Below are 20,709 nucleotides of genomic sequence, written 5' to 3'. Positions count from 1 at the left end.
GGCAAAGTGAAGCGGATACGAAGGGGTAAGGCGTGAGTATTGTCGCCATGAACTGGGCATGGGATGTCCAACTGAGCTACCTGAACGAGCGTGACAACAAGGCTGGGCGTCGCTTGCTGTTGGTAGCTTTGGGCGATAACGCCAACGAAGAGGGGGTGTGTTGGCCAGCCATCTCCACTCTGGCACGTCGCTGTGAGTCCAGTACCAAGAGCGTTCGCCGTTGGTTACGTGAGTTCGAAGAGTATCAGTTACTCAGCATTCAGCCTCGTCGGAATGCGGCGGGACAGACCAGCAACCTGTATCAACTGAGACTGGCAAATCGAGTCGCGGAGAGGACTTACACCCCCCTGGACACCGAGTCCACCCCCCAGGGACGTGGAGTCCGGGGCCCCCGGACACTTGGTGACCAGGGCCCCTGGACATCTGGTGTCCTCCTAACCACCAATGAACCATCAATGAACCTCTCTCACTCTCAGGCGGGAGAGTCGATGCTTGGTCGAGCGGATCAGAACAGTGACGCAGTTCCTCTTCAAGAATCTTCGTCAGCCATCCCAATGCGTTCGGATCGCTTTCCCATGACGCTCGAATGGACGCCGGACCTGACTGAGCTGTCGATGGCCTGTTTACGAGCAGGTCTCTCAGCTGATCTGGCTCCCGAGCGATATCAGCTCGCCAAGTTCACGGCCCACCATGCCGATACTGGTCGCACGGCCAGTACGGCTGCCTGGCATACCAAGCTTGCCGACTGGCTGCGCAAAGATGTGCTCGCAGCTCAGTCCACTACCGGAGGACTCGCTAATGGACATCGCCGCCAACGCACTCCATCTCGCCGTGTTACCGCCGCAGAAGCACGCGCACGCGCCAAAGCTCAACAGAGTGGGGGAATCATCGACGAAGACTGGCCCGCTGATCGGAGAAGCTGATGTGGATCAGTTGTTTGATGCCCTGGGTGTGTTGTTCGGCTGGAAGTTCACGGGCCAGTGGGGCGCCTTCGATGAATCAGGTGTCTGGATGGCTGAGCTGGCTTTTCTGACTCGCCGACACCTGGAGCTGGGGATTCAACGCTGTCGTGAGGTGGTGCAGGAAGCAACGCGTACGGGTAACGAATCCTGGCCACCGCAACCTGCTGCATTCTCGGTTCTCTGTGAGCCGCGCCCAGAGGACTTTGGGATGCCCGGTCTGGAGGAGGCGTGGCGTGAGGTATGCGCCCATGCTCATGAACCGACCCGATGGCACTGGAGCCATGAAGCCGTGAGGATGGCGGGTAGCGCCGTCGGTTGGTGGGAGCTTACACATAGCACGGCGTTGTCGGCTTGGTCACGTCTCGAACGTCACTTCATCCAAGAGTATGGGGCCTTGGTCAATCGGTTGATGAATGGCGAACAACTGGCGGCCTATGCGCTGCTGGAGAGTGACCGCAATCGTAGCCCCGCCGATCTTGCAGAGCGAGCTGGGCACGAGGCTGCGAACCGAGCGGTCAAGGCGGCGGGTCTTCCTCATCGAATGAGTTCCGCGCATGGACTTACAGCTCTACGCAACGCGGTCGACAAGACTTGAGTGTTTTCATTGACACTTGAGGGGCAGCGCTTCTGATTCATTGACATTTGAGGGGCAGTGCGGAAGCCGCGTGGAAAGCTGTGTATTTGAATGTGGAAAGCGCAAGGACACCGCTATGTGTAAATCGCTGTTAGATCGCTGCTTTACCGCTTCTGGAGCGCTACTTTATCGCTGTAAGTGTCGGCGTCATAAGGTTTTGTGGCGGTATGTCACGGAGGCACAGGAAAAAACAGACCCGTGCAACGAAATGCAGAGAAATAGCACTGCTTTGCACATGACGTACCTACAAGAATCAACGCTGAAGTGCGGGCAGGATGTGTGAAGTAGTCCCACCCCGCAAGCGTGGTGTGCCTCTTCACTGGTCCTTATTCGCACCTGCGGTGCTCAACGGAAATCCTGCTCTGCAAGGCATGGCATCTGAGATAGGAGCTGGCATGAGTGAGAAGCAAAGGGTGACACGGAAGAACAGCACTCCGCTCAAGGTGTACTGCCTTCCGGAAGAGAGAGAACTGATTGAATCCAACGCCAGGCAGGCAGGGCTAAGCGTTGCCTGTTTTCTGCGTGAAGTGGGGCAGGGCTATCAGGTCAATGGCGTTATGGACTACGAGTATGTCCGCGAGTTGGTTCGTGTAAATGGAGACTTGGGTCGTTTGGGAGGATTACTGAAGCTCTGGCTGACAGATGACGTGCGAACGGCTCACTTCGGGGCGGCTACCATCCTAAGCCTGCTCGGAAGGATCGAAGCCACTCAGGAGGAAATGAGCCAGGTGTTGAAATCCGTGGTGCAGCCAAGGGCCAGGTCGTGATTTTTTTAGCCGCTAAAATGTGGGGCTGGCACTCATGATCGCCAAACACGTCCCTATGCGCTCCCTAGGTAAGTCCGACTTTGCTGGTCTGGTGAACTACATCACCGACGAGCAAAGCAAGGAGCACCGTCTTGGTGCGGTACGGCTGATCAACTGCGAGGCGTATTCGGTCCAGGATGCCGTCAGCGAGGTACTAGCGACCCAGTTCGGTAATACCCGAGCGAAGAGCGACAAGACCTATCACTTGATTGTCAGCTTCCGGGCCGGGGAACAGGTTGAGGCCGATACCCTGGTGGCCATCGAGGACCGTATTTGCAAGGGGCTGGGCTTTGGAGAGCATCAGCGCATTAGCGCCGTTCACAACGATACCGACAACCTGCACATCCATATCGCCGTCAACAAGATCCACCCGACGCGCAACATCATCCACGAACCCTACTACCCACACCAAACCCTGGCCGAGTTATGCGAGGTCATGGAACGGGATTACGGGTTGCAGCAGGACAACCACATGCCGCGCCGACGCGGGGCCGAGGCGCGAGCCGCCGATATGGAGCGTCACGCCGGTATTGAAAGCCTGATTGGCTGGATCAAACGCGAGTGCCTTGACGAGATCAAGGCCGCTCAGTCCTGGAGTGAGCTGCACCAGGTCATGCGTGACAATGGCCTGGAACTCCGGGCGCGGGGGAATGGGCTGGTTGTCGTGGCCGGTGATGACGCGGCGGTCAAGGCGAGCACCTTGGGGCGGGATTTCTCCAAGCCGAAGTTAGAGGCCCGTTTCGGCCCGTTTGAGCCTGACCAGGCGCAACAGGCCAAACCCCACCGCCAGTACGGCAAAGACCCGGTACGGCTGCGCATGAACACCACCGAGCTTTACGCCCGGTTCAAATCAGAACAGCAGAGCGCTGCAGCCCACAAGACGGCGGCCCTGGACAAAGCCCGGCGGCAGAAAGACCGCCGGATTGAGAGCGCCAAGAAGAAGGGCAAGGCCCGGCGGGCGGCCATCAAGTTCACCAGCGGTAGACTGACCAAGAAGGTGCTGTATGCGCAGGCCAGCAGCGCCTTGAAAGCCGACATTGACGCGATCCAGAAGCAGTACCGGGAGGAACGCCAGGCGATCCATGAGGCCCACGGACGCCGCTCCTGGGCCGACTGGCTCAAACGGGAAGCCTTGCAGGGCGATACCGGGGCCCTGGTCGCGTTGCGAGCCAGAGAGGTCGCCCAGGGCCTCAAGGGCAACACCTTGAAGGGGGAGGGACAGGCGAAGCCCGGCCATGTGCCGGTGATCGACAGCATCACCAAGAAGGGCACCATCATTTACCGGGCCGGGGCCAGTGCCGTACGCGACGATGGCGACCGGCTCCAGGTATCCAGGGAATCCGACCAGTCAGGCGTTCAGAGCGCACTGCGAATGGCGATGGAACGCTATGGCGACCGCATCACCGTGAACGGTTCGCCAGAGTTCAAAGCGCGGGTGATCCGGGCGGCAGTGGATGGGCAGTTGCCGATCCGGTTTGCGGATGCCGGTCTGGAACGTCGCCGCCAATCCCTGGCGAACGGCGGGAGCACCACCCAGACCAAGATCCGCAGCAAACGGGCGGGCGTGCCGCCTATCGGTCAGCTGCCTCCCCCGGTGCGCCGAAACCGGCTGCAATCGCTGTCCCAGGCCGATGCGCTTCACCTTGAGGGACAAGCGGGCAAGACGCCGACACCGCCCCCATGGGGGCCGAGCGAGCAAGAGCGCCGCAAAGCCAAGTTACGGGCAGAGATGGACGCCAAGAGGGCAAAAAGACAGCAAAAGGGACGTTCACTATAGTGCTTTCCCTTTGGAAGGCGGCAACAAACAGTAGATGCGATTAACCCTTGGGAAGCCTAACCGTTCCCCAGGACAATGACACCGATGTTCAACAACCATTGGCCGCGCGTTCTGACGGTGTCGCGCAGGTCGGACGCCGGGATAGTAAGTGACGAGCTATCCCTGTAGAGGTCCACACTTCACCGCTGGGTTCTCCGGTAGGGGTAGTGGCTCGTAATCTTCATGAGCAAGCCGCTACAGGTTGGTGAGTGCAACTTAGTCACGATGAAGCTAAGAGCACTCAATCATGAGAAGAGAAAGAATTTTAGCGGCTAAAATTCCTGTCGCAGTCATGTCCTTGGCGTTAACTGCTTCCATGCCTGCCCAAGCGGGCATCCCTGTCGTCGACGGCGCCAACCTTCAGCAAAACGTTATGACGGCGATGGAGTCCGTCTCACAGACTCTCAAGCAGATCGAGCAGTACCAGACGCAGTTGCAGCAGTATGAAAACCAGTTGCAAAACACCATGGCTCCAGCGGCCTATATCTGGGACAGGGCACAATCCACGATTAATGATCTGATCCAAGCCACCAATACACTTCAGCATTATCAGAACCAGCTCGGCAGCCTCGATGCCTATCTGGGCAAGTTCCAGGACGTAGCGTATTACCGGAGTTCCCCCTGCTTCAATGGCGGCGGTTGCACGGATGCCGAACGTGCAGCGATGGATGAAAACCGTCGCCTGGCGTCTGAATCGCAAAAAGCGGCCAACGATGCGCTCTTCCGGGGGCTGGATCAGCAACAGGATAACCTGGCGTCTGATGCTCGACAGCTTGAACGTCTGCAATCCGCTGCCCAGGGCGCGGATGGCCAGCTTGCCGCCATTGGTTACGCCAACCAGCTCGCCAGCAACCAGGCCAACCAACTTCTGCAAATCCGCAGCTTGCTGATTGCTCAGCAGAACGCTGAAGCCGCCCGTCTCGCCGCCGAACTGGATGCAAACGCCAGAGGGGAAGCGCGGGAAAGGCAGATGCGTACCTGGAATTACCAACCTAGCGCAGCAGATCGCTATTAAGGAGGCTGCGATGAAGAAGATCATCCCACTTGTTGCAGCTGTTGCCTTGGTAGGTTGTGAGCAGGAAACGGTACCAGAGGCGAGTGCGATCACGTGCGCGCCAGTTGCGTTTCAGCAGACCATCAGCGAGCTGAGCCGAGAATCGAGCCGAAAAGCCTTTGCCGAAGCCTGTCGGTCGTTCGAGAAGGCCCAACGCATGCGGGAATGGGAGTTCGAACCCAGCTCCCCCGACAGGTATTGAGGGAGGGCGTCGTATGAAACGATTCGTTTTTGGTGGTTTGGGCGTGATGGCCGTCGTCATGTTGTCCGATACCGCAATGGCTCAGGAGCTATCCAGCAGCAACATCATGGATGATGTGTTGGATCGCTTTCACTCTGCGGCATCAACGTGGGGGCCTGCCATCGAAGCGGCTGCCAGCCGGTTGTTCTGGGCCCTGGTAGTGATCTCGATGGTCTGGACGTTCGGCATGATGGCGCTGCGCAAGGCCGACATTGGTGAGTTCTTTGCCGAGCTTGTTCGTTTCACCATCTTTACAGGATTTTTCTGGTGGTTGCTGACGAACGCGACTCAGGGCATGAACATCGCGGGAACTATTGTGCAGTCATTGCAAATCCTTGGAGCACAAGCCGGTGGTCTTTCCAACGGCAACTTGGGGCCATCCAGCATCCTTGATATCGGTTTTGAGCTGTACGACAAGACGGTGAAGGCTACGTCAGAGTTGAGCTGGAAACAGTTTGCTACTGCGTTGGTGATGGAAGGTATGGCCTTGGCTGTATTGCTGGTGTTGGCGATTATCTCCGTCAACCTGCTTCTGCTGCTAGCCGCCAGTTGGATACTGCTTTATGCGGGAGTGTTTTTCCTGGGGTTTGGCGGCTCCCGTTGGACATCTGACATGGCGATCAACTATTACAAGGCCATTCTCGGCATAGCGGCTCAGTTGATGGCAATGGTGCTCTTGGTCGCCATCGGTAGGGAGTTTATTACTCACTACTACTCGCAGATGAGCGAGAACATGGCGTCTCAGGAGTTGGTCGTGATGCTGGTCGTTTCGGTGATCCTGCTATTTCTGGTTAACAAGATTCCACCGATGATTTCCGGTCTGGTGTCGGGTGGCAGTGTGGGAGCAATGGGCATCGGGTCATTCGGTGCTGGTGCTGCGGTAGGAGCAGCCATGACAGCGGCAGGTATGGCCCTCTCGGCGGGCAAGATGGCTGGGGGAGCGATGTTGGGCGGTGCGGCGAATGCAGTAGGTGGCGGGTCAGCCATCAAGGCTGCCTTCGAGAAGGCCCAGTCCAATATGTCGGGGTCTGGAGCTGACATGCCGAGCTTTGGCACTGGAGGTGACAGCAGCGGTGGTGGGAGTGGCAGCAGCTCCACCGGAGATGAAGCTGGCACCGGTGACACCCCATTTGCGCAGGCGGCTGGTTTCGCTGGTTCTGGCTCCCGATCTGGTGGCGGTAGCGGATTCAAGCGAGCAGCATCCTTGGGAGCTGGAACGGCTGGCGAGCTAGCTAAAGGGGTTGGGTCGAAGGTGGCTGGGAAGTTCCAGGGCAAGGTTGATCAAACCGCTGGTGGCCGCATGGCGTCATCCATCCGCGCGAGCATGAAGCCGGAAGGGGATAGTAAGGTCGCGGAAGCGGATGATTCTGTTCCCTCGTTCGACAGCGACAGCTTGGGTGGTAGTGAACGTCAGCAGGATCGTAATGACGAGATAGCTAGCTTTGTGAACCGTGGCCAGCAGGACATCTAAGGAGAGCCCACGATGAAACAACGCCATTTTATGGTAGCCCTGGCTATGCTCGACGAAAGGCGGGAGGCCTACACAGAAGCCGCTTTCGTACCTGCTGTCGAGTATCGGCCGAGGGGGAGAGGAACGCTGAGGCAGAGATTACCGCGTTTGTGAACCGACCGGCCCACTCAGGCCGAGAGGAGGCACCACGCAGCACGCATACTAGCAACGATGTAGGAACTGGAACCGGAAGAACCCCGTTTTCAGAGGCGGCGGGATTTTCCGATACTGGCTTCTGACATTATGGGAGTCATTGACCAGCGATAGCTCAGGCGGCCAATGGCCGCCTTTCCGCAAGGAGGGGAACATGGGCGAACAATCACGCCGACAACAGCGTAAAGAGCTGGAAGGCAAGACCGTCGAGCAGGTCGGCGAGGCGCACCCAGAAAGCGGGGAGCCGGCGGTTCGGTGGCTGACTTCCGAAGAACTGGATGAACTGCGGCGGGACATGGCCGAAGCATCTGCTTGGGCGCGGGCTGAGCTGAAACGGCGAAAAACAGATAGTTAGGCTGGGAACCGAAGCCCGTATGCACAGACCCAAACTCTCTCAGTCTTTTAGTTCTGATCTGTGCTGTTGCAGCCGCTAGCGTGCATAATTGTCAAATGCATTCAGGCGAGAAACCTATAACTAACTGATCGAAAAGGGAACTTTTGAGGGTATGCTGGTCTACAACGCCACCAAGCAGCAATTCATCGACGATGTGCGAGCCAACCTCATCACCGACGCCATCGAGAACGAGGTGGCTCGCAGACTGAACCGCAACTCGCCGCGCAGTGAGGTGACGTCCTGGGAGAACTCCCTGCGCTTCATGATGAGCGTTCTGCTCGACGAGGGCATTCCCGCATCGGCGGGAGTGGCCATCGAGTACAACATCCCGCTGACCAATCGCCGCGTGGACTTCATCCTGACCGGCAAGAACCACCAGCGGGACGATGCGGCGGTCATCGTGGAACTGAAACAGTGGCAGTCCGTCGAGGTGACGAAGAAGGACGCCATCGTTCGCACTCAGCTGGGCGGCGGCGTACGCGAGACCAACCATCCGTCGTATCAGGCGTGGTCCTATGGCGCGCTGATCGAGGACTACAACGAGACAGTACGCTCCGAGTCGATCCGCCTGGTGCCCTGTGCCTACCTGCACAACATGAAGCAGGGGAACGCCATCAATGATCCCTTCTACGAGCACCACACGCGCCGTGCCCCGGTCTTCATCTCGCAGGATGCCTTGAAGCTCTCGGAGTTTCTGAGCCAGCACATCAAGTACGGCGACAGCAACGACATCATGTATCGCATCGAGCACGGTGTGATCAAGCCGAGCAAGAACCTGGCAGATGCCCTGGCCTCGATGATGCAGGGCAACGCCGAGTTCCTGATGATCGACGACCAGAAGCTGGTCTATGAAACCGCCATCGATCTTGCGCACCGCGCAGGCAGCGGCAACAAGCAGTGCCTGATCGTCAAGGGCGGGCCGGGTACCGGCAAGTCGGTGGTGGCCATCAACCTGCTGGTGGAGCTGACGAAGCGCGAGATGATGACCCAGTACGTCTCGCGCAACTCGGCCCCTCGTGAGGTCTTCAAGAAGAAGCTGACCGGCACGCGCAAGAAGACGCACATCGACAACCTGTTCAAGGGCTCGGGCAGCTACGTCAACGCCGAGCCGGATACCTTCCATGCGCTGATCGTCGATGAAGCGCACCGGCTGAACGAAAAGTCCGGCATGTATCAGAACCTGGGAGAGAGCCAGATCAAGGAAGTGATCGCCGCGTCACGCTTTTCGATCTTCTTCATCGATGAGGCGCAGCGTGTGACGCTGAAGGACGTGGGCACGGTCGAGGAGATCCGGCGGCGGGCGGCCGAGTGCGGCGCCGATGTCCACGAACTTGAGCTGGCGTCGCAGTTTCGCTGCAACGGCTCGGATGGCTATCTGGCCTGGCTCGATCATGCCCTTCAGATTCGCACCACGGCCAACACTGACCTGAAGGACATCGACTACGACTTCCAGGTGTTCGATGACCCGAGTGCCATGCGCCTTGCGATTCTCGAAAAGAACCGCAAGGCCAACAAGGCCCGCATGGTGGCGGGCTACTGCTGGCCCTGGGCCAGCAAGAAGGACAAGCAGGCCATGGACATCGTGTTTCCCGAACATGGCTTCGCGGCCCAGTGGAACCTCGATGACGACGGCATGCTTTGGGCGATCGCCGATGGATCAGCAGAGCAGATCGGCTGCATCCACACCTGCCAGGGGCTGGAGTTCGACTACGTCGGTGTCATCATCGGAGACGACTTCGTGATTCGTGACGGTCGCGTGGTGACAGACGCGGGCAAGCGGGCGGGGCAGGACCGCTCGGTTCATGGCTACAAGAAGATGCTCAAGGAGCAGCCCGAGCATGCCCGTGCCCTGGCAGACCAGATCATCAAGAACACCTATCGCACGCTGATGACACGGGGCCAGAAGGGCTGTTACGTCTATGCCACGGACCCCGAGACCCGCGAGTACTTCGCGGCCTATGCCCGCTCTCAAGCAGCGGCTGAGCGGCTGGACGCGCCCGAGAATGCCGAGACGCTGGATGGCTTGCATCTTCCCATCGTGACGCGTGATGAGGCGGTGCCGTTCGAGCGCCATGTACCCGTCTACGACCTGAGCATCGCTGCCGGTGAGTTCAGCGAGATGCAGATAGCCGACACCGAGCACTGGGTCGAGCTACCGGATCATGTGCGTATAAGCCCCGACCTGTTCGTCAGCCGGGTGGTGGGGGAATCGATGAATCGGCGCATTCCCAATGGCGCCTGGTGCCTGTTCCGCGCGAACCCTGGCGGCACACGGCAAGGCAAGGTCGTCGTGGTGCAGCATCGCGCCATCGAGGACCCGGACCACGGTGGCAGCTTCACGGTAAAGCTGTACCAGAGCGAGAAGATCGAGGAGTACGGCGAGTTCGTGAACCAGCGTATCGTACTGAAGCCACAGACCAACGCCTTCGGCTACAAGGACATAGTGCTCGAGGATGAGCTTGAGGACCTGAAGGTCATCGGCGAATTCCTCTCCGTGCTGTGAGCGAGTGGGCGGCCGGATGGTCGTCTATGCCGATGCCGGCTGGATAGCGAGCGGCAGAGCAGGCATGCTCACTGCTATTCGATTTTGCAGAACCAGGTGAGTGACACATGTCAGACCCGTTCAAGCAGCTCCGTGACGCCATGGACCAGTTCGCCACCGAGCGCGACTGGGACCAGTTCCACTCGCCCAAGAACCTGGCCATGGCGCTAACGGTGGAGGCAGCTGAGCTGCAGGAGTGCTTTCAGTGGCTGACCGAGGCGCAGTCCACGGAGCTGGATGAGCAGCAACTGGCCGCCGTGCGCGACGAAATTGCCGATGTGCAGCTCTATCTGATTCGGCTGGCGGGCAAGCTGGACGTGGATATCGAAGCTGCATGCCAGGAGAAGATGGAGAAGAACGCGGAGAAGTATCCCGCCGACCAAGTGAAGGGAAGTGCGAAAAAGTACACGCACTATCAGGATTGACGTGATGTGTGGCCGCTTTGTCCCCCTGCAGCAGCCTTCTCAGCCTGGCCTCGTCCCTCAAGCTTCCTCCGGCTAAATTTGGGCTCAAGCAGGGCCGGAGACTCAGCTTTCGGTTTAAATTCTGCGCTAAAAGCGGCCTTGAATGGCGATTTTGTGCTTGAAGATAAACCTGCGCGGTTTATTCTTCCTTCTGAAGACGGAATTTAAGGCCGCTTTTTCACGTGAAAATAAACCAGTTGCTGCACAAGATACCATATGGCGCCGTCGTGACGACCGCCTGGCTAGCATCACACGGCGTCACCTCGGATCAGGCGCGTAAGCTGGCCGGCAGTGGCTGGCTGCAACGCGTGGGGCACGGCGCCTACTGCCAAGCGGGGGAGCCTCTTACCTGGGAGAGCGCTGTTTTCGCTCTGCAGGCGAGCGACGGCTCGGGGATGCCACCAGTTTGGCCGGGTGGCCAGACGGCCCTGGCACTGCATGGCTTTGCCCACTATCTGCCCATGGGGGAGCGCACAACGCACCTGTATGGCAAGGAGGCCGCTCGGCTGCCCCGGTGGTTGAGTGATGCCGAGTGGGCAGGGCGGATGGTGCTCCACTCCGAAAAGGGCCTGCCAGTGCAGCTTCCCGGCAGCTTCACGGACTACAAGCCGGATGGCATGGCCTTCAGCTTGCAGGTATCGACCCCCGAGCGAGCGGTCCTGGAGTGGATTGCCGTGACGCCGAATGAGCTGCTGTTCAACAGTGAGCTGGTGGACACCTTCGGTGGGCTCAATACGCTGCGTCCGCGTCGGCTGCAGGCATTGCTGGAGGGGTGCCGTTCGGTGAGAACCAAGCGGGCCTTCCTGGTGCTGGCTCGCCACGCCGGGCATGCCTGGTACGCTCGCCTGGAACCACGTCGACTGGACCTCGGCAAAGGCAAGCGGCAGCTCTGCCAGGGCGGCAAGCTGGATAGGGAATATCACGTGACGGTGCCGGAGGCGTTCCTGCATGCCGATTGAAACTCGCTACCACGAACAGGTCAGGCTGTTGGTCTCGCTGCTGCCTTTCCTCAATGACGAGCCGTGCTTCGCCCTGAAGGGCGGTACGGCCATCAACCTCTTCGTGCAGCCATTACCCCGCCTATCGGTCGATATCGACCTGGCCTACTTGCCGCTGGAGCCCCGTGACGAGGCACTGCGACGCTGTCGCGAGGCGCTGCAGCGACTGGCAGGGACCTTCAGCGCCCGACTGCCAGGCGTGCGCGCCGAGCTTCAGGATAATCGCCGAGACGAGCTGAGGATCCTGGTACGCCGAGGGCGTAGCCAGGTGAAGGTCGAGGTATCGCCGGTACTGCGTGGCACCCTGCACCCGCCGCAGGAGCGCGATGTCGTGGAAGCCGTGGAAGACGATTACGGCTTTGCTGCGGTGCAGGTGGTGTCACTGCCGGACCTGTACGGCGGCAAGATCTGCGCCGCGCTGGATCGCCAGCACCCCCGGGACCTTTTCGATGTGAAGCTGCTTCTGAACCAGGGCGGCCTCGATCGAAGCGTATTCGAAGGCTTCCTGGTCTATCTGCTGGGGCATCCCAGACCCTTGAACGAAGTGATCAACCCGCGGCTGAAGCCGTTGGACGACGTCTACCAACAGGAGTTTGTCGGGATGGCCAGGGTTGACCTTCCTTTGCAGGAGTTGGAGAGCGTCCGTGATGAGTTGCTGTCACGGCTGGGGCAGCTGATGACCGAGGAGGACGTTCGCTTCCTGATGTCCTTCAAGCAAGGGGCGCCTGACTGGTCGCTGCTTCCACTGCGCGGCGTTGAACGGCTGCCTGCCGTGCGCTGGAAGCTCGCCAACATCCAGAGGATGGGGGCTGACAAGCATCGTCAGTCTCTGGCGCTCTTGGAGCAGGCGCTGGGTCGTCTTCGGAGCTAATGCTCAATATCCCTGCGACGTACCGTCTTAAGTAGACTTCTCCTCACATCCCCAAGGCGCTAGGCTGTTACGCATAATTACGCCAGGCGCAGGGCATAACATGGCGAACAGCAGGGAAGGTCAGCTCCAACGGGACATCAACAAAGACATGACCGCCCGCGGCTGGATGGCCGGTACGGCCGGCGGCTACATCCTTAAGGGTGAGTACGTCAGCGAGCTGGAACTACTCCACCACAGCCTCACCAAGCGTGATGAGAAGCGCCTGCGCCTCGAGGAGGCCGAGGGTGACTACGGCCTCACCCCGGTCATCGAGGAGGGCTCAGGCAAGCCCCGCGATCCCGAGAAGCAACGCCCGGCTGAGATCATCTACCGCTACAACGACCTGTACGGCGCCGAGGTCAGCGACGATGACGAGCTCCACTTCGCCAACGGCATTGCCGACCGTATCGAACGCGACAAAGAGGTGCTGGCCCACGTGCGCATCCATAGTAAAGGCCAGGTGATGCACGGCCTGTTTCGCAGAAAGGTCACCGACGCCGTGCTCGATGCCCTCAGCGACCACGAAAAGCTCAGCATACCGCTGCCGGAATATGAAGAGACCGGCAGGCAGTTTGCGCTGTTGATACTCCAGTTGTTGGCGAGGAGGTCGAGTCGTGATTTGTGTGCTGGGTAGCAGTCTAGGGAAAAGGCCTGTTATGGCGGATAACGATCCAAAGCGGACATGCTGGCAAAGGCAGCGTGCGTGTTCACTCGTATTATGCCGCACGCACGATAATCTGTACTATATGGCCGATTATCAACTGATTTTCGATAAAACTATTAAGTTGTGGGGTGACGGAACGCGGTATAAAATTGTTGAACGAGAATGCGCGTTCAAGTGAGAAAAGAGGCGTGCTGCCTAATACCTGTTGAACTAAACCGCTTCGCGGTAGCTGTCGTCGAATCCTGTCTTTCGCCTCATCGCACCACACTGTTCGTTGACCCACGTGGGTCAACGAACAGGAGTGATGACGATGACTGCCTTGCGACAGAGGATGATCGACGCCATGCGTCAGCGTGGCTTCGCACCCCGCACCCACACCACCTACCTGATGGTGATCACCGACCTGGCGCGCTATTGCCACCGGTCGCCAGACACGTTGAGCACCGACGACCTGCAGCGCTTCTTCACCCATCTGGTTCAGGAGCGCGGTTTGTCCGCCGCCAGCTGCCGCCTCTATCTGCACGGCGTGCGGTTTCTGTACCTGCAGGTGTTGCACTGGCCGTCGGTTGACGTATCGCCCGTGGTGCCGAAGGCACCGCAGCGGATTCCGGAACTGCTGACCCGCGACGAAGTCCGGCGAATCCTGGCCGCCTGTCACAACCGCAAGCATCGCATGATGCTCGAGCTGTGCTACGGCTGCGGACTGCGCGTGAGCGAGGTTTGCCACCTGCGGGTCGGCGACATCGACAGTCAGCGCGGCCAGCTACGGGTGGCGCAGGGCAAGGGCGCGAAGGACCGCATGGTCCTGCTGTCGGCGACCCTGATTGCTCGCCTGCGCGACTACTGGCGTGTCTACCGGCCGCGAACCTGGCTGTTTCCGAGCGCCCTGTTCCCAGATCGTGCGCTGCACCCGAGTGCGCCGCAGAAGGCCTTTAGCCAGGCCAAGCGACTGGCCGGTGTCGCGCGGATCGGTGGCATCCACAGCCTGCGCCATGCCTATGCCACGCATGTCCTGGAACAAGGCCTGCCCGTTCATCAGCTCCAGCGGCTACTGGGCCATCGCAGCATCCAGTCGACGATGCGCTACCTGCACTGGCTGCCGGGCCAGCAGGGGGCGAGTCAGGGCCCCATCGACCTGGTGGCCGGCTTGGCGGTGGGCCATGAGTGAGCCCGCCACCCTCCAACAGGCCCTGAGCCGCTTTCTCACCCCGGCCTGCCTGGACCGCCAGCGCCAACGCGTGTGCCATCACCTGCTGGCCTGTCGCACCGAGGCGATGGGCGGAACGGTCTTGCAGTGCACGGGCTGCGACCACACCCAGCCGCACTACTTCGGCTGTCGCGATCGCCACTGCCCGCAGTGCCAGGGCCGCGCCATGCACCAGTGGGCCGAGCGTCAGCAGGCGAATATCCTGCCCGTGCGCTATTACCACGTCGTGTTCACCCTGCCGCACCGCCTCAACGGCTGGGTCCAGTTGCATCCCGAGGTGATCTACCGGCGGCTGTTCCAGAGCGCCTGGCAGACGCTGCGCGCCTTCGGTCGCAATCCCAAGCGCCTCGGCGGCGAGATGGGCATGAGTGCGGTGCTCCACACCTGGGGCCAGACCCTGAGCCAGCACGTGCACCTGCACTGCCTGGTCCCCGGCGGCGCCTTGGGTGACGATGGCGGCTGGCGTGGGGCGCGCAGCCCCTACCTGTTCCCGGTGCGGGCCCTGTCACGCCACTTTCGTGGGCACCTGGTCAGTGCCCTGCGTCAGGCCGCCAAGGCCGGTGAACTCCACCGGGTCACCCGGCCCGGTGACGTCGATGACCAGCTCAACGCCCTGATGGCCACCGAGTGGGTGGTCTACAGCAAGGACTGTCTCGAGCACACCGAGACGGTGGTGCGCTACCTGGCACGCTACACGCGCCGGATCGCCATCAGCAACGCGCGCATCCTCGCCGTGGACGACCACCAGGTGACCCTGCGCGTCAAGGACTACCGCGACCGTGAGCGACCCAAGCCGCTCGTTCTCGCTGGTGAGGAGTTCGTGCGCCGCTTCCTGCTCCATATATTGCCCAAGGGGCTGATGCGGGTCCGTCACTACGGTTTTCTGGCCAATCGCTGCCGGCGACGACGGCTGGCCCAGATCCGCCACGCGCTGGCCGTTGCCGAGGCGACGGCGGATGCCGATACCGCCGCCAGCGACTCGGCACCGACCTACACCTGCCCGCACTGCCAGCAACCGACACTGCGGGTGATCGGGACACTCAGCCCTCGACGATCCCTACCCGGCCGACGAGACAACCACAGGACGCAACGTTATCGAACATGAGCTGACGCCACCCCCACACAATGGACTCGGCGATCCGGCTCGCTGGCGGGCCACGGCGGGGCTCGTCCTGCCGGTGGATTTTGCCCAGCAGACGCGCTAGGTTGGGTTAAATTGGGTTCGGAAGGGGGGAAATCATGGTCAATCTCACGGCGGGTACGCGACACCACAGGCCCGTACCCTCGCGACCGGATGCCTCAGGCCACGCTCCGGCCAATACAATACCCTATAGAAGCGGCGTAGCAGCCTGATGGGCGGCTTAGTCCAACAGGCATTTATCCGCCATGCTTCGCACGGCGAACAAATGCTGAACAGTTAGGTGCTCGAATGCTGTGAATTACAGGAGTAGGAATGGCTATTAAGACAAGGGACTTACGATCAGCATCTAGTCGCTCGGGAAGAATTGTTGTGGCTAAATCGCTAAGTGAAGCTTTAGCAAAAAAACAGCAAACGGCATTTTTATGCCACAGTCACAAAGACCATGAGCTAGCTAAAGGCCTTCAAGTTCTAATGAAAGAAAATGGATGGGACTTGTACATTGACTGGGAAGATGGCGAAATGCCGAGCACTCCCAATAAAGAAACTGCAAACAGAATTAAGACAAAAATATGGTCTACAGATTGGTTCTTGTTTTTAGCAACTGATAATTCAACTCAATCACGCTGGTGTCCTTGGGAAATTGGTTTTGCAGATTCAGCCAAAGGATACGAAAAGATATTAATTATTCCAACGGAAGATGTTTACGGAACTTGGTATGGAAACGAATATCTTCAATTGTATAAGAGAATGGATGAAGGGAGCAATAAGCAAACGGGCAAGACTGGTTATGCTGTTTTTGATGCGGGTACGAGTTCTGGGACTTGGGTGGAAAATCTATAAAGGAAGCTGAAAATGGCTAAAATTCCTGTTTTTTATAGCTTTCATTTTGACAACGACGTAATGAGAGTTCAGCAAATACGTAATATTGGTAGCATTGAGGGTAATCCACCTACCACTCCAAATGAATGGGAAAAACTAAAGCGAACTGGTAATAAGGCTGTTGAGAATTGGATAAATCAAAATATGAAGTACAAACGATGTATTGTTGTTTTGATTGGTAGCGAAACCGCTTCAAGACCGTGGGTAGAGCATGAAATAATCAAGGCGTGGAATGATGGGAAAGCTCTGTTAGGCATTCATATTCATAATCTAAGGTGCCCAAGAAACGGGACTAGCAGGAAGGGAAGAAATCCGTTTGATCTGATAAAGTTTAATGATGGTAGAGCAATGTCAAGCGTTGTGCCTTGTTATGATCCTAGTTCTTTAAATGCTTACCAAGACATAGCGAATAATATCTCAAGCTGGATTGATTGCGCCATTCGAAATAAGGAAAATTGAGATGACTGGTGAATTTATTTCAGTAAATATAGAAGCAGCAGCAATTTGAATGTATTCAGGTATCCTGGTGATTTCATCAAGATTGCTTGGGGTTATATTTTACGGCTTATAAACCACTCAATGTCTGACAGGCTCGCATTACATGGCGAGCACTGAAAACACATTCCAAGATGAGCTGCAGTCGCTACGGAGTGAGAGGTGAAGATTATCAAAGAACAGGAGAAAGGGGTGACACGAAAAACGTTTTTTTCCTTCCACTATCAGGAAGATGTGTGGCGCGCCTGGAATGTCAGGAATTGCCTGGTCGTCAGCAAGAATCAAGAGGTGGGTGGGTTCTTAGACAGCAGTGTGTTCGAAGCTTCCAAGAAGGAAAGTGATGAAGCACTCAAGACCTTCCTTCGCAATGGCCTCAAGAACACTTCTGTGACGTGCGTGCTCGCCGGTCAGTATACCGCTGCCAGACGGTGGGTGCGTTATGAGATCGTGCGCAGTGTCTTGAAGGGTAATGGGCTATTCACAGTCGATATCGATGGCCTCAGGAATAAGGCGAAGGCGCTTGGTGTGAAAGGCACAGATCCACTGACTGAAGTGGGTGTCTATTGCTCCAACGATAAGATTTATTTCGCGGAGCTACAGGACGGTAAGTGGGTGAAATACTCGGACTACACCTTAGCTATCTCTGCCTCTGATTTGTGGTTTGACGCCCCTACCAGCAACACGGTTGTTCGACTATCCAAGTACTGTATGAGATATGACTTCGCGGCTCAAAACGGTCGGAAGAACATCGCAGGCTGGATCGAAACCGCAGCTGCCCAGGCGGGTCGTTAACAACACGACCTTAGACGTACTAGCAGGCAAGACTCGACATTTCAGATCATTTAGGTATTACACATGGCAGCCACGCAGCGCTTGGCCGGCGTCAGGGTTCACCTGTCCGGGTCGAACAAAGAACAGCAAGCAGACATAGCTGATTTTGTACAGAAATTTGCAGCGAAAGTCTTCAATGAAGGGGGCTCTATTGTCCACGGGAGCCATCCTTCGTTCACCGAGCCACTGCGCAAAGCTGCTGAGGATTTCATCCAGGCGGGTGGGAGCAAGGGGGCGCTTACCATGGTGCGGGCGAAAAGCTACTCAACTGACCAGTACACTGCTGAAATTGAAGAGCAGAGAACATTTGCTTCTGTAGAGATTGTGCCTGCAGATAACTGCGATGGCCCGGCCGCAGAAGGCCTGACTCCTATGCGTGATTGGATGGCTGATCGTTCCGACGCCGTTATCTGCGTCGGTGGTGCATGGTGGGACGTTAATAAAGCAAAAGCAGGCGTTCCCAATGAGTTGGATACGATGCTTGAACTCGGAAAGCCAGGCTTTGTCGTCGCTGGCTTTGGCGGGGCTATCGCAGGTTATCTCAAAGAAGATCCTTCGTTGTTATCTCGTCTGCGAAACGGACTATCTCACGAAGCGAATGCGACCATTGCCAACAGTACATCGGTTGACCAAGTCGCAGGTCTGATCGTCGACCAACTGAAGAACCTACCGCTTACTCGCCGTAACGTCTCGCGCGGCCGCAACTTCCGTATCTTGGCGCTTGACGGAGGAGGGCTCAGAGGTACCTTCACCGCGGCAGTCTTGTCCAAGTGGGACGACATGCTGAAGGCTGGTGGTGGGAACGACCTCATTTCTCACTTCGACCTGGTGGCCGGCACATCCACGGGTGCGATCTTGGCTATTGGGCTCGCCATGGGCTTGAAGCCACGTGAAATCCTTGAGTTTTACGAGAAAAAGGGCCCCCAGATTTTTCCGAAGGATCGGAAACTGCGGCACTGGCTCAAATCCAAGCATGACTCAGCCACACTTCGGGGCCTCCTGACAGAGGTGTACAGGGACAAAACGTTGGAAGCAGATTCCCGCTGCCGCCTGGTGATTCCCACTGTGAGGGCCAAGCAAGGTCAAGCAGAGGCGATCGTCACCCCGCATAGCCCAGATCGAACCGCCTATCGAGATATTTCAGCCGTCGATGCTGCACTGGCTTCCTCTGCTGCACCTACCTATTTTGATGAAGCTACCTTCGATGGGCCTATCGCGCTGGAGACGTTTCTGGATGGAGGTGTTTGGGCCAATAACCCCATCCTCCCGGCGTTGGCGGAAGCGGTTCGATACTTGAAAATTCCTTTAGACAGGATTGATGTATTGAGTATTGGCACTCTCAGTAGCGAAAGCGACTTCACTGAACAGCTAGGAAAGGGCAAAGCAGGTTGGGCACCTCACAGCGTCGATCTCTTTTTCGCCGCCCAAGAGCATGGTGCTTTGGCAATAGCAGAAAGTTTCCTAGGCCCGACACGTCATGTACGCGTTAACCAGAAAACCCCTGTCGAAATCAAAATGGATGACGCCGAGGCTATCCATGAAATGGTACAACGTGGCAATGAGGCTGGCAAAGAGCATTTTTCTGAAGTGCGTTCGAGATTCTTTGACGGCCAACATGTTGATCCGTGGGAGCGGTTCTGAGAATACACGGGCACTTAGGAGATAGTCTCTCGGCGCCCGTTTGGTTAGTAATGCTTTATCGAAACTGATAGCGAGGCTGTCATGTCATTCATCTATCATCTTGCTGTCCTAGGGGCACCCTCGGATGAGCAAATCTCTGAGCTTGAAACAGCTGTAGCAGATGCGGTTTCTAGGTTTGGCTTGAGGTTGGGCCAGGAGATCGGCTGGGAGGTAGTTCCTGCTGACTTCATTCCTCATCGGCAACGATCGGCTGCCGTTGTATTTTTTGGCGGTGTCGACGCGGATCACCCCAGTCTACCAGGCTTGCTGAGGGGTGGTGTTCCTGTTGTCCCAGTCGTGTCTGACCTAGGTCGAGTTGCAACGGAAGCCCCGGAAATCCTTCGGCCATTAAATTGTTTGTCGTACGAAAATGGTGGGGCCAAACGGGTAGCCACTGCGCTCTTGGAATGTGCAGGTCTGCTTCCGAAGCAACGTCGGGTATTTGTCAGTTATAGACGGGACGAGGCTAGGCAGGCGGCGCTGCAGGTGTTCGACGCGTTGTCTGCCAGGCATTTCGACGTTTTCCTGGATACCCATAGTATCGCACCGGCAGAAGATTTTCAGACCATGCTGTGGCATAGGCTTTGCGATTCTGATGTGTTGTTGATGCTCGACACGCCTGACTATTTCAACAGTCGATGGACGGCTGCAGAGTTTGGAAGGGCGCTTGCCAAGGGTATCAGCGTTCTTCGAGTAGGGTGGCCTGAAGCCCAGTGCTCCGCTCGCTTGGCAACTGCAAGCCTCGCTGAGCTTGATACAAGCGAGCTAGATGCTACATCAGGACGGATTAGTGACCACGCGATTGATCGTATCTGTCTTCAGCTTGAGGAAATCCGCAGCAAAAGTCATGCGGTGAGAACCGTTAACCTAATGAGCAATCTGCGAATAGGCATTGAGACTATAGGTGGCGAGGTGATCGGTATGGGCACCGGTCGAGGGGTTCGAGTACGCCTTCCCGATGACCGAATGGTTGTGGTCTACCCAACGGTAGGTGTGCCGACCTCCACGACAATGCACGAAGCTTCAATGAACTCTCCTGACGAATCCGTAGCCATACTCTATGATCATGTAGGCCTACATCCTCAATGGTTGAGTCACCTTGACTGGCTGGGCCAGTACATCCCGGCTACGCGCTGGGTTAAGGCTTGTGAAGCTGGCTGGCAATTTGCAGACTGGAGGGCATAGAAATGGGGGCGATTTTCCTTTCAGCAAGCATCCCCGTGATCGGGCGAGGAGTTATCGTCAAATCTGGTGGATGGCGGTCAGGCCGCATTCCTGTCTGATTGATCGGCTACCTGCTCTCCGTCCTGGAACTTGACGTTGCTGAC

The 20,709-nt window shown here is 57.7% G+C and carries 20 protein-coding genes; all 20 read left to right on the top strand.

What is annotated here, in order from left to right:
- Window positions 1-47 precede the first annotated feature (47 nt).
- The 20 genes from FHR96_RS22750 (at window position 48) to FHR96_RS11635 (ending at window position 20,566) form a co-directional block, all read left to right on the top strand.
- Complete coding sequence (locus FHR96_RS22750) at window positions 48-923, top strand: DnaT-like ssDNA-binding domain-containing protein (protein ID WP_379685311.1); 876 nt, start codon at window positions 48-50, stop codon at window positions 921-923.
- On the top strand, window positions 805-1,557 hold the full coding sequence (locus FHR96_RS11725) for a replication protein P (RefSeq protein ID WP_379685313.1): 753 nt from the start codon (window positions 805-807) through the stop codon (window positions 1,555-1,557). Before FHR96_RS22750 ends, FHR96_RS11725 begins: the two co-directional genes overlap by 119 nt.
- Before the next feature lie 434 nt (window positions 1,558-1,991).
- Complete coding sequence (traJ, locus tag FHR96_RS11720) at window positions 1,992-2,363, top strand: conjugal transfer transcriptional regulator TraJ (protein ID WP_183387873.1); 372 nt, start codon at window positions 1,992-1,994, stop codon at window positions 2,361-2,363.
- A gap of 34 nt (window positions 2,364-2,397) precedes the next feature.
- Window positions 2,398-4,179: a TraI/MobA(P) family conjugative relaxase gene (gene traI / locus FHR96_RS11715; RefSeq protein WP_183387872.1), complete on the top strand. Its 1,782-nt coding sequence runs from the start codon at window positions 2,398-2,400 to the stop codon at window positions 4,177-4,179.
- 286 nt (window positions 4,180-4,465) lie between these two features.
- Window positions 4,466-5,233: a P-type conjugative transfer protein TrbJ gene (gene trbJ / locus FHR96_RS11710; protein WP_183387871.1), complete on the top strand. Its 768-nt coding sequence runs from the start codon at window positions 4,466-4,468 to the stop codon at window positions 5,231-5,233.
- Window positions 5,234-5,243: 10 nt separating this feature from the next.
- On the top strand, window positions 5,244-5,474 hold the full coding sequence (trbK, locus tag FHR96_RS11705) for an entry exclusion lipoprotein TrbK (RefSeq protein WP_183387870.1): 231 nt from the start codon (window positions 5,244-5,246) through the stop codon (window positions 5,472-5,474).
- Window positions 5,475-5,487: 13 nt separating this feature from the next.
- The gene (gene trbL, locus FHR96_RS11700) at window positions 5,488-6,984 is read left to right on the top strand and encodes a P-type conjugative transfer protein TrbL (RefSeq protein ID WP_183387869.1); all 1,497 of its coding nucleotides are present in this window, start codon (window positions 5,488-5,490) and stop codon (window positions 6,982-6,984) included.
- Window positions 6,985-7,330: 346 nt separating this feature from the next.
- Window positions 7,331-7,531: a hypothetical protein gene (locus FHR96_RS11695; protein ID WP_183387956.1), complete on the top strand. Its 201-nt coding sequence runs from the start codon at window positions 7,331-7,333 to the stop codon at window positions 7,529-7,531.
- Between the two features lie 151 nt (window positions 7,532-7,682).
- A complete protein-coding gene (locus FHR96_RS11690; RefSeq protein WP_183387868.1) occupies window positions 7,683-10,073 on the top strand; it encodes a DNA/RNA helicase domain-containing protein in 2,391 nt (796 codons plus the stop codon).
- 107 nt (window positions 10,074-10,180) lie between these two features.
- Window positions 10,181-10,537: a nucleotide pyrophosphohydrolase gene (locus tag FHR96_RS11685; RefSeq protein ID WP_183387867.1), complete on the top strand. Its 357-nt coding sequence runs from the start codon at window positions 10,181-10,183 to the stop codon at window positions 10,535-10,537.
- Window positions 10,538-10,758: 221 nt separating this feature from the next.
- Window positions 10,759-11,535, top strand: coding sequence for a type IV toxin-antitoxin system AbiEi family antitoxin domain-containing protein (locus FHR96_RS11680; RefSeq protein WP_183387866.1), 777 nt, complete (start codon window positions 10,759-10,761; stop codon window positions 11,533-11,535).
- Window positions 11,525-12,445, top strand: a complete 921-nt coding sequence (locus FHR96_RS11675; protein WP_183387865.1) for a nucleotidyl transferase AbiEii/AbiGii toxin family protein — start codon at window positions 11,525-11,527, stop codon at window positions 12,443-12,445. Before FHR96_RS11680 ends, FHR96_RS11675 begins: the two co-directional genes overlap by 11 nt.
- A 100-nt stretch (window positions 12,446-12,545) precedes the next feature.
- The gene (locus FHR96_RS11670; protein ID WP_183387864.1) at window positions 12,546-13,118 is read left to right on the top strand and encodes a hypothetical protein; all 573 of its coding nucleotides are present in this window, start codon (window positions 12,546-12,548) and stop codon (window positions 13,116-13,118) included.
- A 340-nt stretch (window positions 13,119-13,458) separates the two neighbouring features.
- The gene (locus FHR96_RS11665) at window positions 13,459-14,316 is read left to right on the top strand and encodes a tyrosine-type recombinase/integrase (protein ID WP_183387863.1); all 858 of its coding nucleotides are present in this window, start codon (window positions 13,459-13,461) and stop codon (window positions 14,314-14,316) included.
- Window positions 14,309-15,460 carry an IS91 family transposase gene (locus FHR96_RS11660; protein ID WP_183387862.1) on the top strand — a complete coding sequence of 384 codons (1,152 nt, stop codon included), beginning with the start codon at window positions 14,309-14,311 and terminating at the stop codon, window positions 15,458-15,460. The genes FHR96_RS11665 and FHR96_RS11660 overlap by 8 nt, the downstream gene beginning before the upstream one ends.
- Window positions 15,461-15,808: 348 nt before the next feature.
- On the top strand, window positions 15,809-16,336 hold the full coding sequence (locus FHR96_RS11655; protein WP_183387861.1) for a toll/interleukin-1 receptor domain-containing protein: 528 nt from the start codon (window positions 15,809-15,811) through the stop codon (window positions 16,334-16,336).
- A gap of 12 nt (window positions 16,337-16,348) precedes the next feature.
- Window positions 16,349-16,834 (top strand): TIR domain-containing protein, encoded by a 486-nt coding sequence (locus FHR96_RS11650; RefSeq protein WP_183387860.1) that lies wholly within the window; start codon window positions 16,349-16,351, stop codon window positions 16,832-16,834.
- 198 nt (window positions 16,835-17,032) lie between these two features.
- The gene (locus tag FHR96_RS11645) at window positions 17,033-17,662 is read left to right on the top strand and encodes a TIR domain-containing protein (protein WP_221195795.1); all 630 of its coding nucleotides are present in this window, start codon (window positions 17,033-17,035) and stop codon (window positions 17,660-17,662) included.
- Between the two features lie 63 nt (window positions 17,663-17,725).
- A complete protein-coding gene (locus tag FHR96_RS11640; protein ID WP_183387859.1) occupies window positions 17,726-19,342 on the top strand; it encodes a CBASS cGAMP-activated phospholipase in 1,617 nt (538 codons plus the stop codon).
- Between the two features lie 81 nt (window positions 19,343-19,423).
- A complete protein-coding gene (locus tag FHR96_RS11635; RefSeq protein ID WP_183387858.1) occupies window positions 19,424-20,566 on the top strand; it encodes a Thoeris type III anti-phage system protein ThcB4 in 1,143 nt (380 codons plus the stop codon).
- Window positions 20,567-20,709 lie beyond the last annotated feature (143 nt).

The organism is Halomonas organivorans, assembly GCF_014192055.1.
Taxonomy (GTDB): Bacteria; Pseudomonadota; Gammaproteobacteria; order Pseudomonadales; family Halomonadaceae; genus Halomonas; species Halomonas organivorans.
The sequence above is the reverse complement of the archived record's forward strand: the minus strand, read 5'-3'. Positions and strand labels throughout refer to the sequence as shown.

Excerpts from the sequence above, each read along its gene's own strand:
- FHR96_RS22750 (WP_379685311.1), top strand. The coding sequence starts at position 48 with ATGAACTGGGCATGGGATGTCCAACTGAGCTACCTGAACGAGCGTGAC.
- traJ (WP_183387873.1), top strand. The coding sequence starts at position 1,992 with ATGAGTGAGAAGCAAAGGGTGACACGGAAGAACAGCACTCCGCTCAAG.
- traI (WP_183387872.1), top strand. The coding sequence starts at position 2,398 with ATGATCGCCAAACACGTCCCTATGCGCTCCCTAGGTAAGTCCGACTTT.
- trbJ (WP_183387871.1), top strand. The coding sequence starts at position 4,466 with ATGAGAAGAGAAAGAATTTTAGCGGCTAAAATTCCTGTCGCAGTCATG.
- trbK (WP_183387870.1), top strand. The coding sequence starts at position 5,244 with ATGAAGAAGATCATCCCACTTGTTGCAGCTGTTGCCTTGGTAGGTTGT.
- trbL (WP_183387869.1), top strand. The coding sequence starts at position 5,488 with ATGAAACGATTCGTTTTTGGTGGTTTGGGCGTGATGGCCGTCGTCATG.
- FHR96_RS11695 (WP_183387956.1), top strand. The coding sequence starts at position 7,331 with ATGGGCGAACAATCACGCCGACAACAGCGTAAAGAGCTGGAAGGCAAG.
- FHR96_RS11690 (WP_183387868.1), top strand. The coding sequence starts at position 7,683 with ATGCTGGTCTACAACGCCACCAAGCAGCAATTCATCGACGATGTGCGA.
- FHR96_RS11685 (WP_183387867.1), top strand. The coding sequence starts at position 10,181 with ATGTCAGACCCGTTCAAGCAGCTCCGTGACGCCATGGACCAGTTCGCC.
- FHR96_RS11675 (WP_183387865.1), top strand. The coding sequence starts at position 11,525 with ATGCCGATTGAAACTCGCTACCACGAACAGGTCAGGCTGTTGGTCTCG.
- FHR96_RS11670 (WP_183387864.1), top strand. The coding sequence starts at position 12,546 with ATGGCGAACAGCAGGGAAGGTCAGCTCCAACGGGACATCAACAAAGAC.
- FHR96_RS11665 (WP_183387863.1), top strand. The coding sequence starts at position 13,459 with ATGACTGCCTTGCGACAGAGGATGATCGACGCCATGCGTCAGCGTGGC.
- FHR96_RS11660 (WP_183387862.1), top strand. The coding sequence starts at position 14,309 with ATGAGTGAGCCCGCCACCCTCCAACAGGCCCTGAGCCGCTTTCTCACC.
- FHR96_RS11655 (WP_183387861.1), top strand. The coding sequence starts at position 15,809 with ATGGCTATTAAGACAAGGGACTTACGATCAGCATCTAGTCGCTCGGGA.
- FHR96_RS11650 (WP_183387860.1), top strand. The coding sequence starts at position 16,349 with ATGGCTAAAATTCCTGTTTTTTATAGCTTTCATTTTGACAACGACGTA.
- FHR96_RS11640 (WP_183387859.1), top strand. The coding sequence starts at position 17,726 with ATGGCAGCCACGCAGCGCTTGGCCGGCGTCAGGGTTCACCTGTCCGGG.
- FHR96_RS11635 (WP_183387858.1), top strand. The coding sequence starts at position 19,424 with ATGTCATTCATCTATCATCTTGCTGTCCTAGGGGCACCCTCGGATGAG.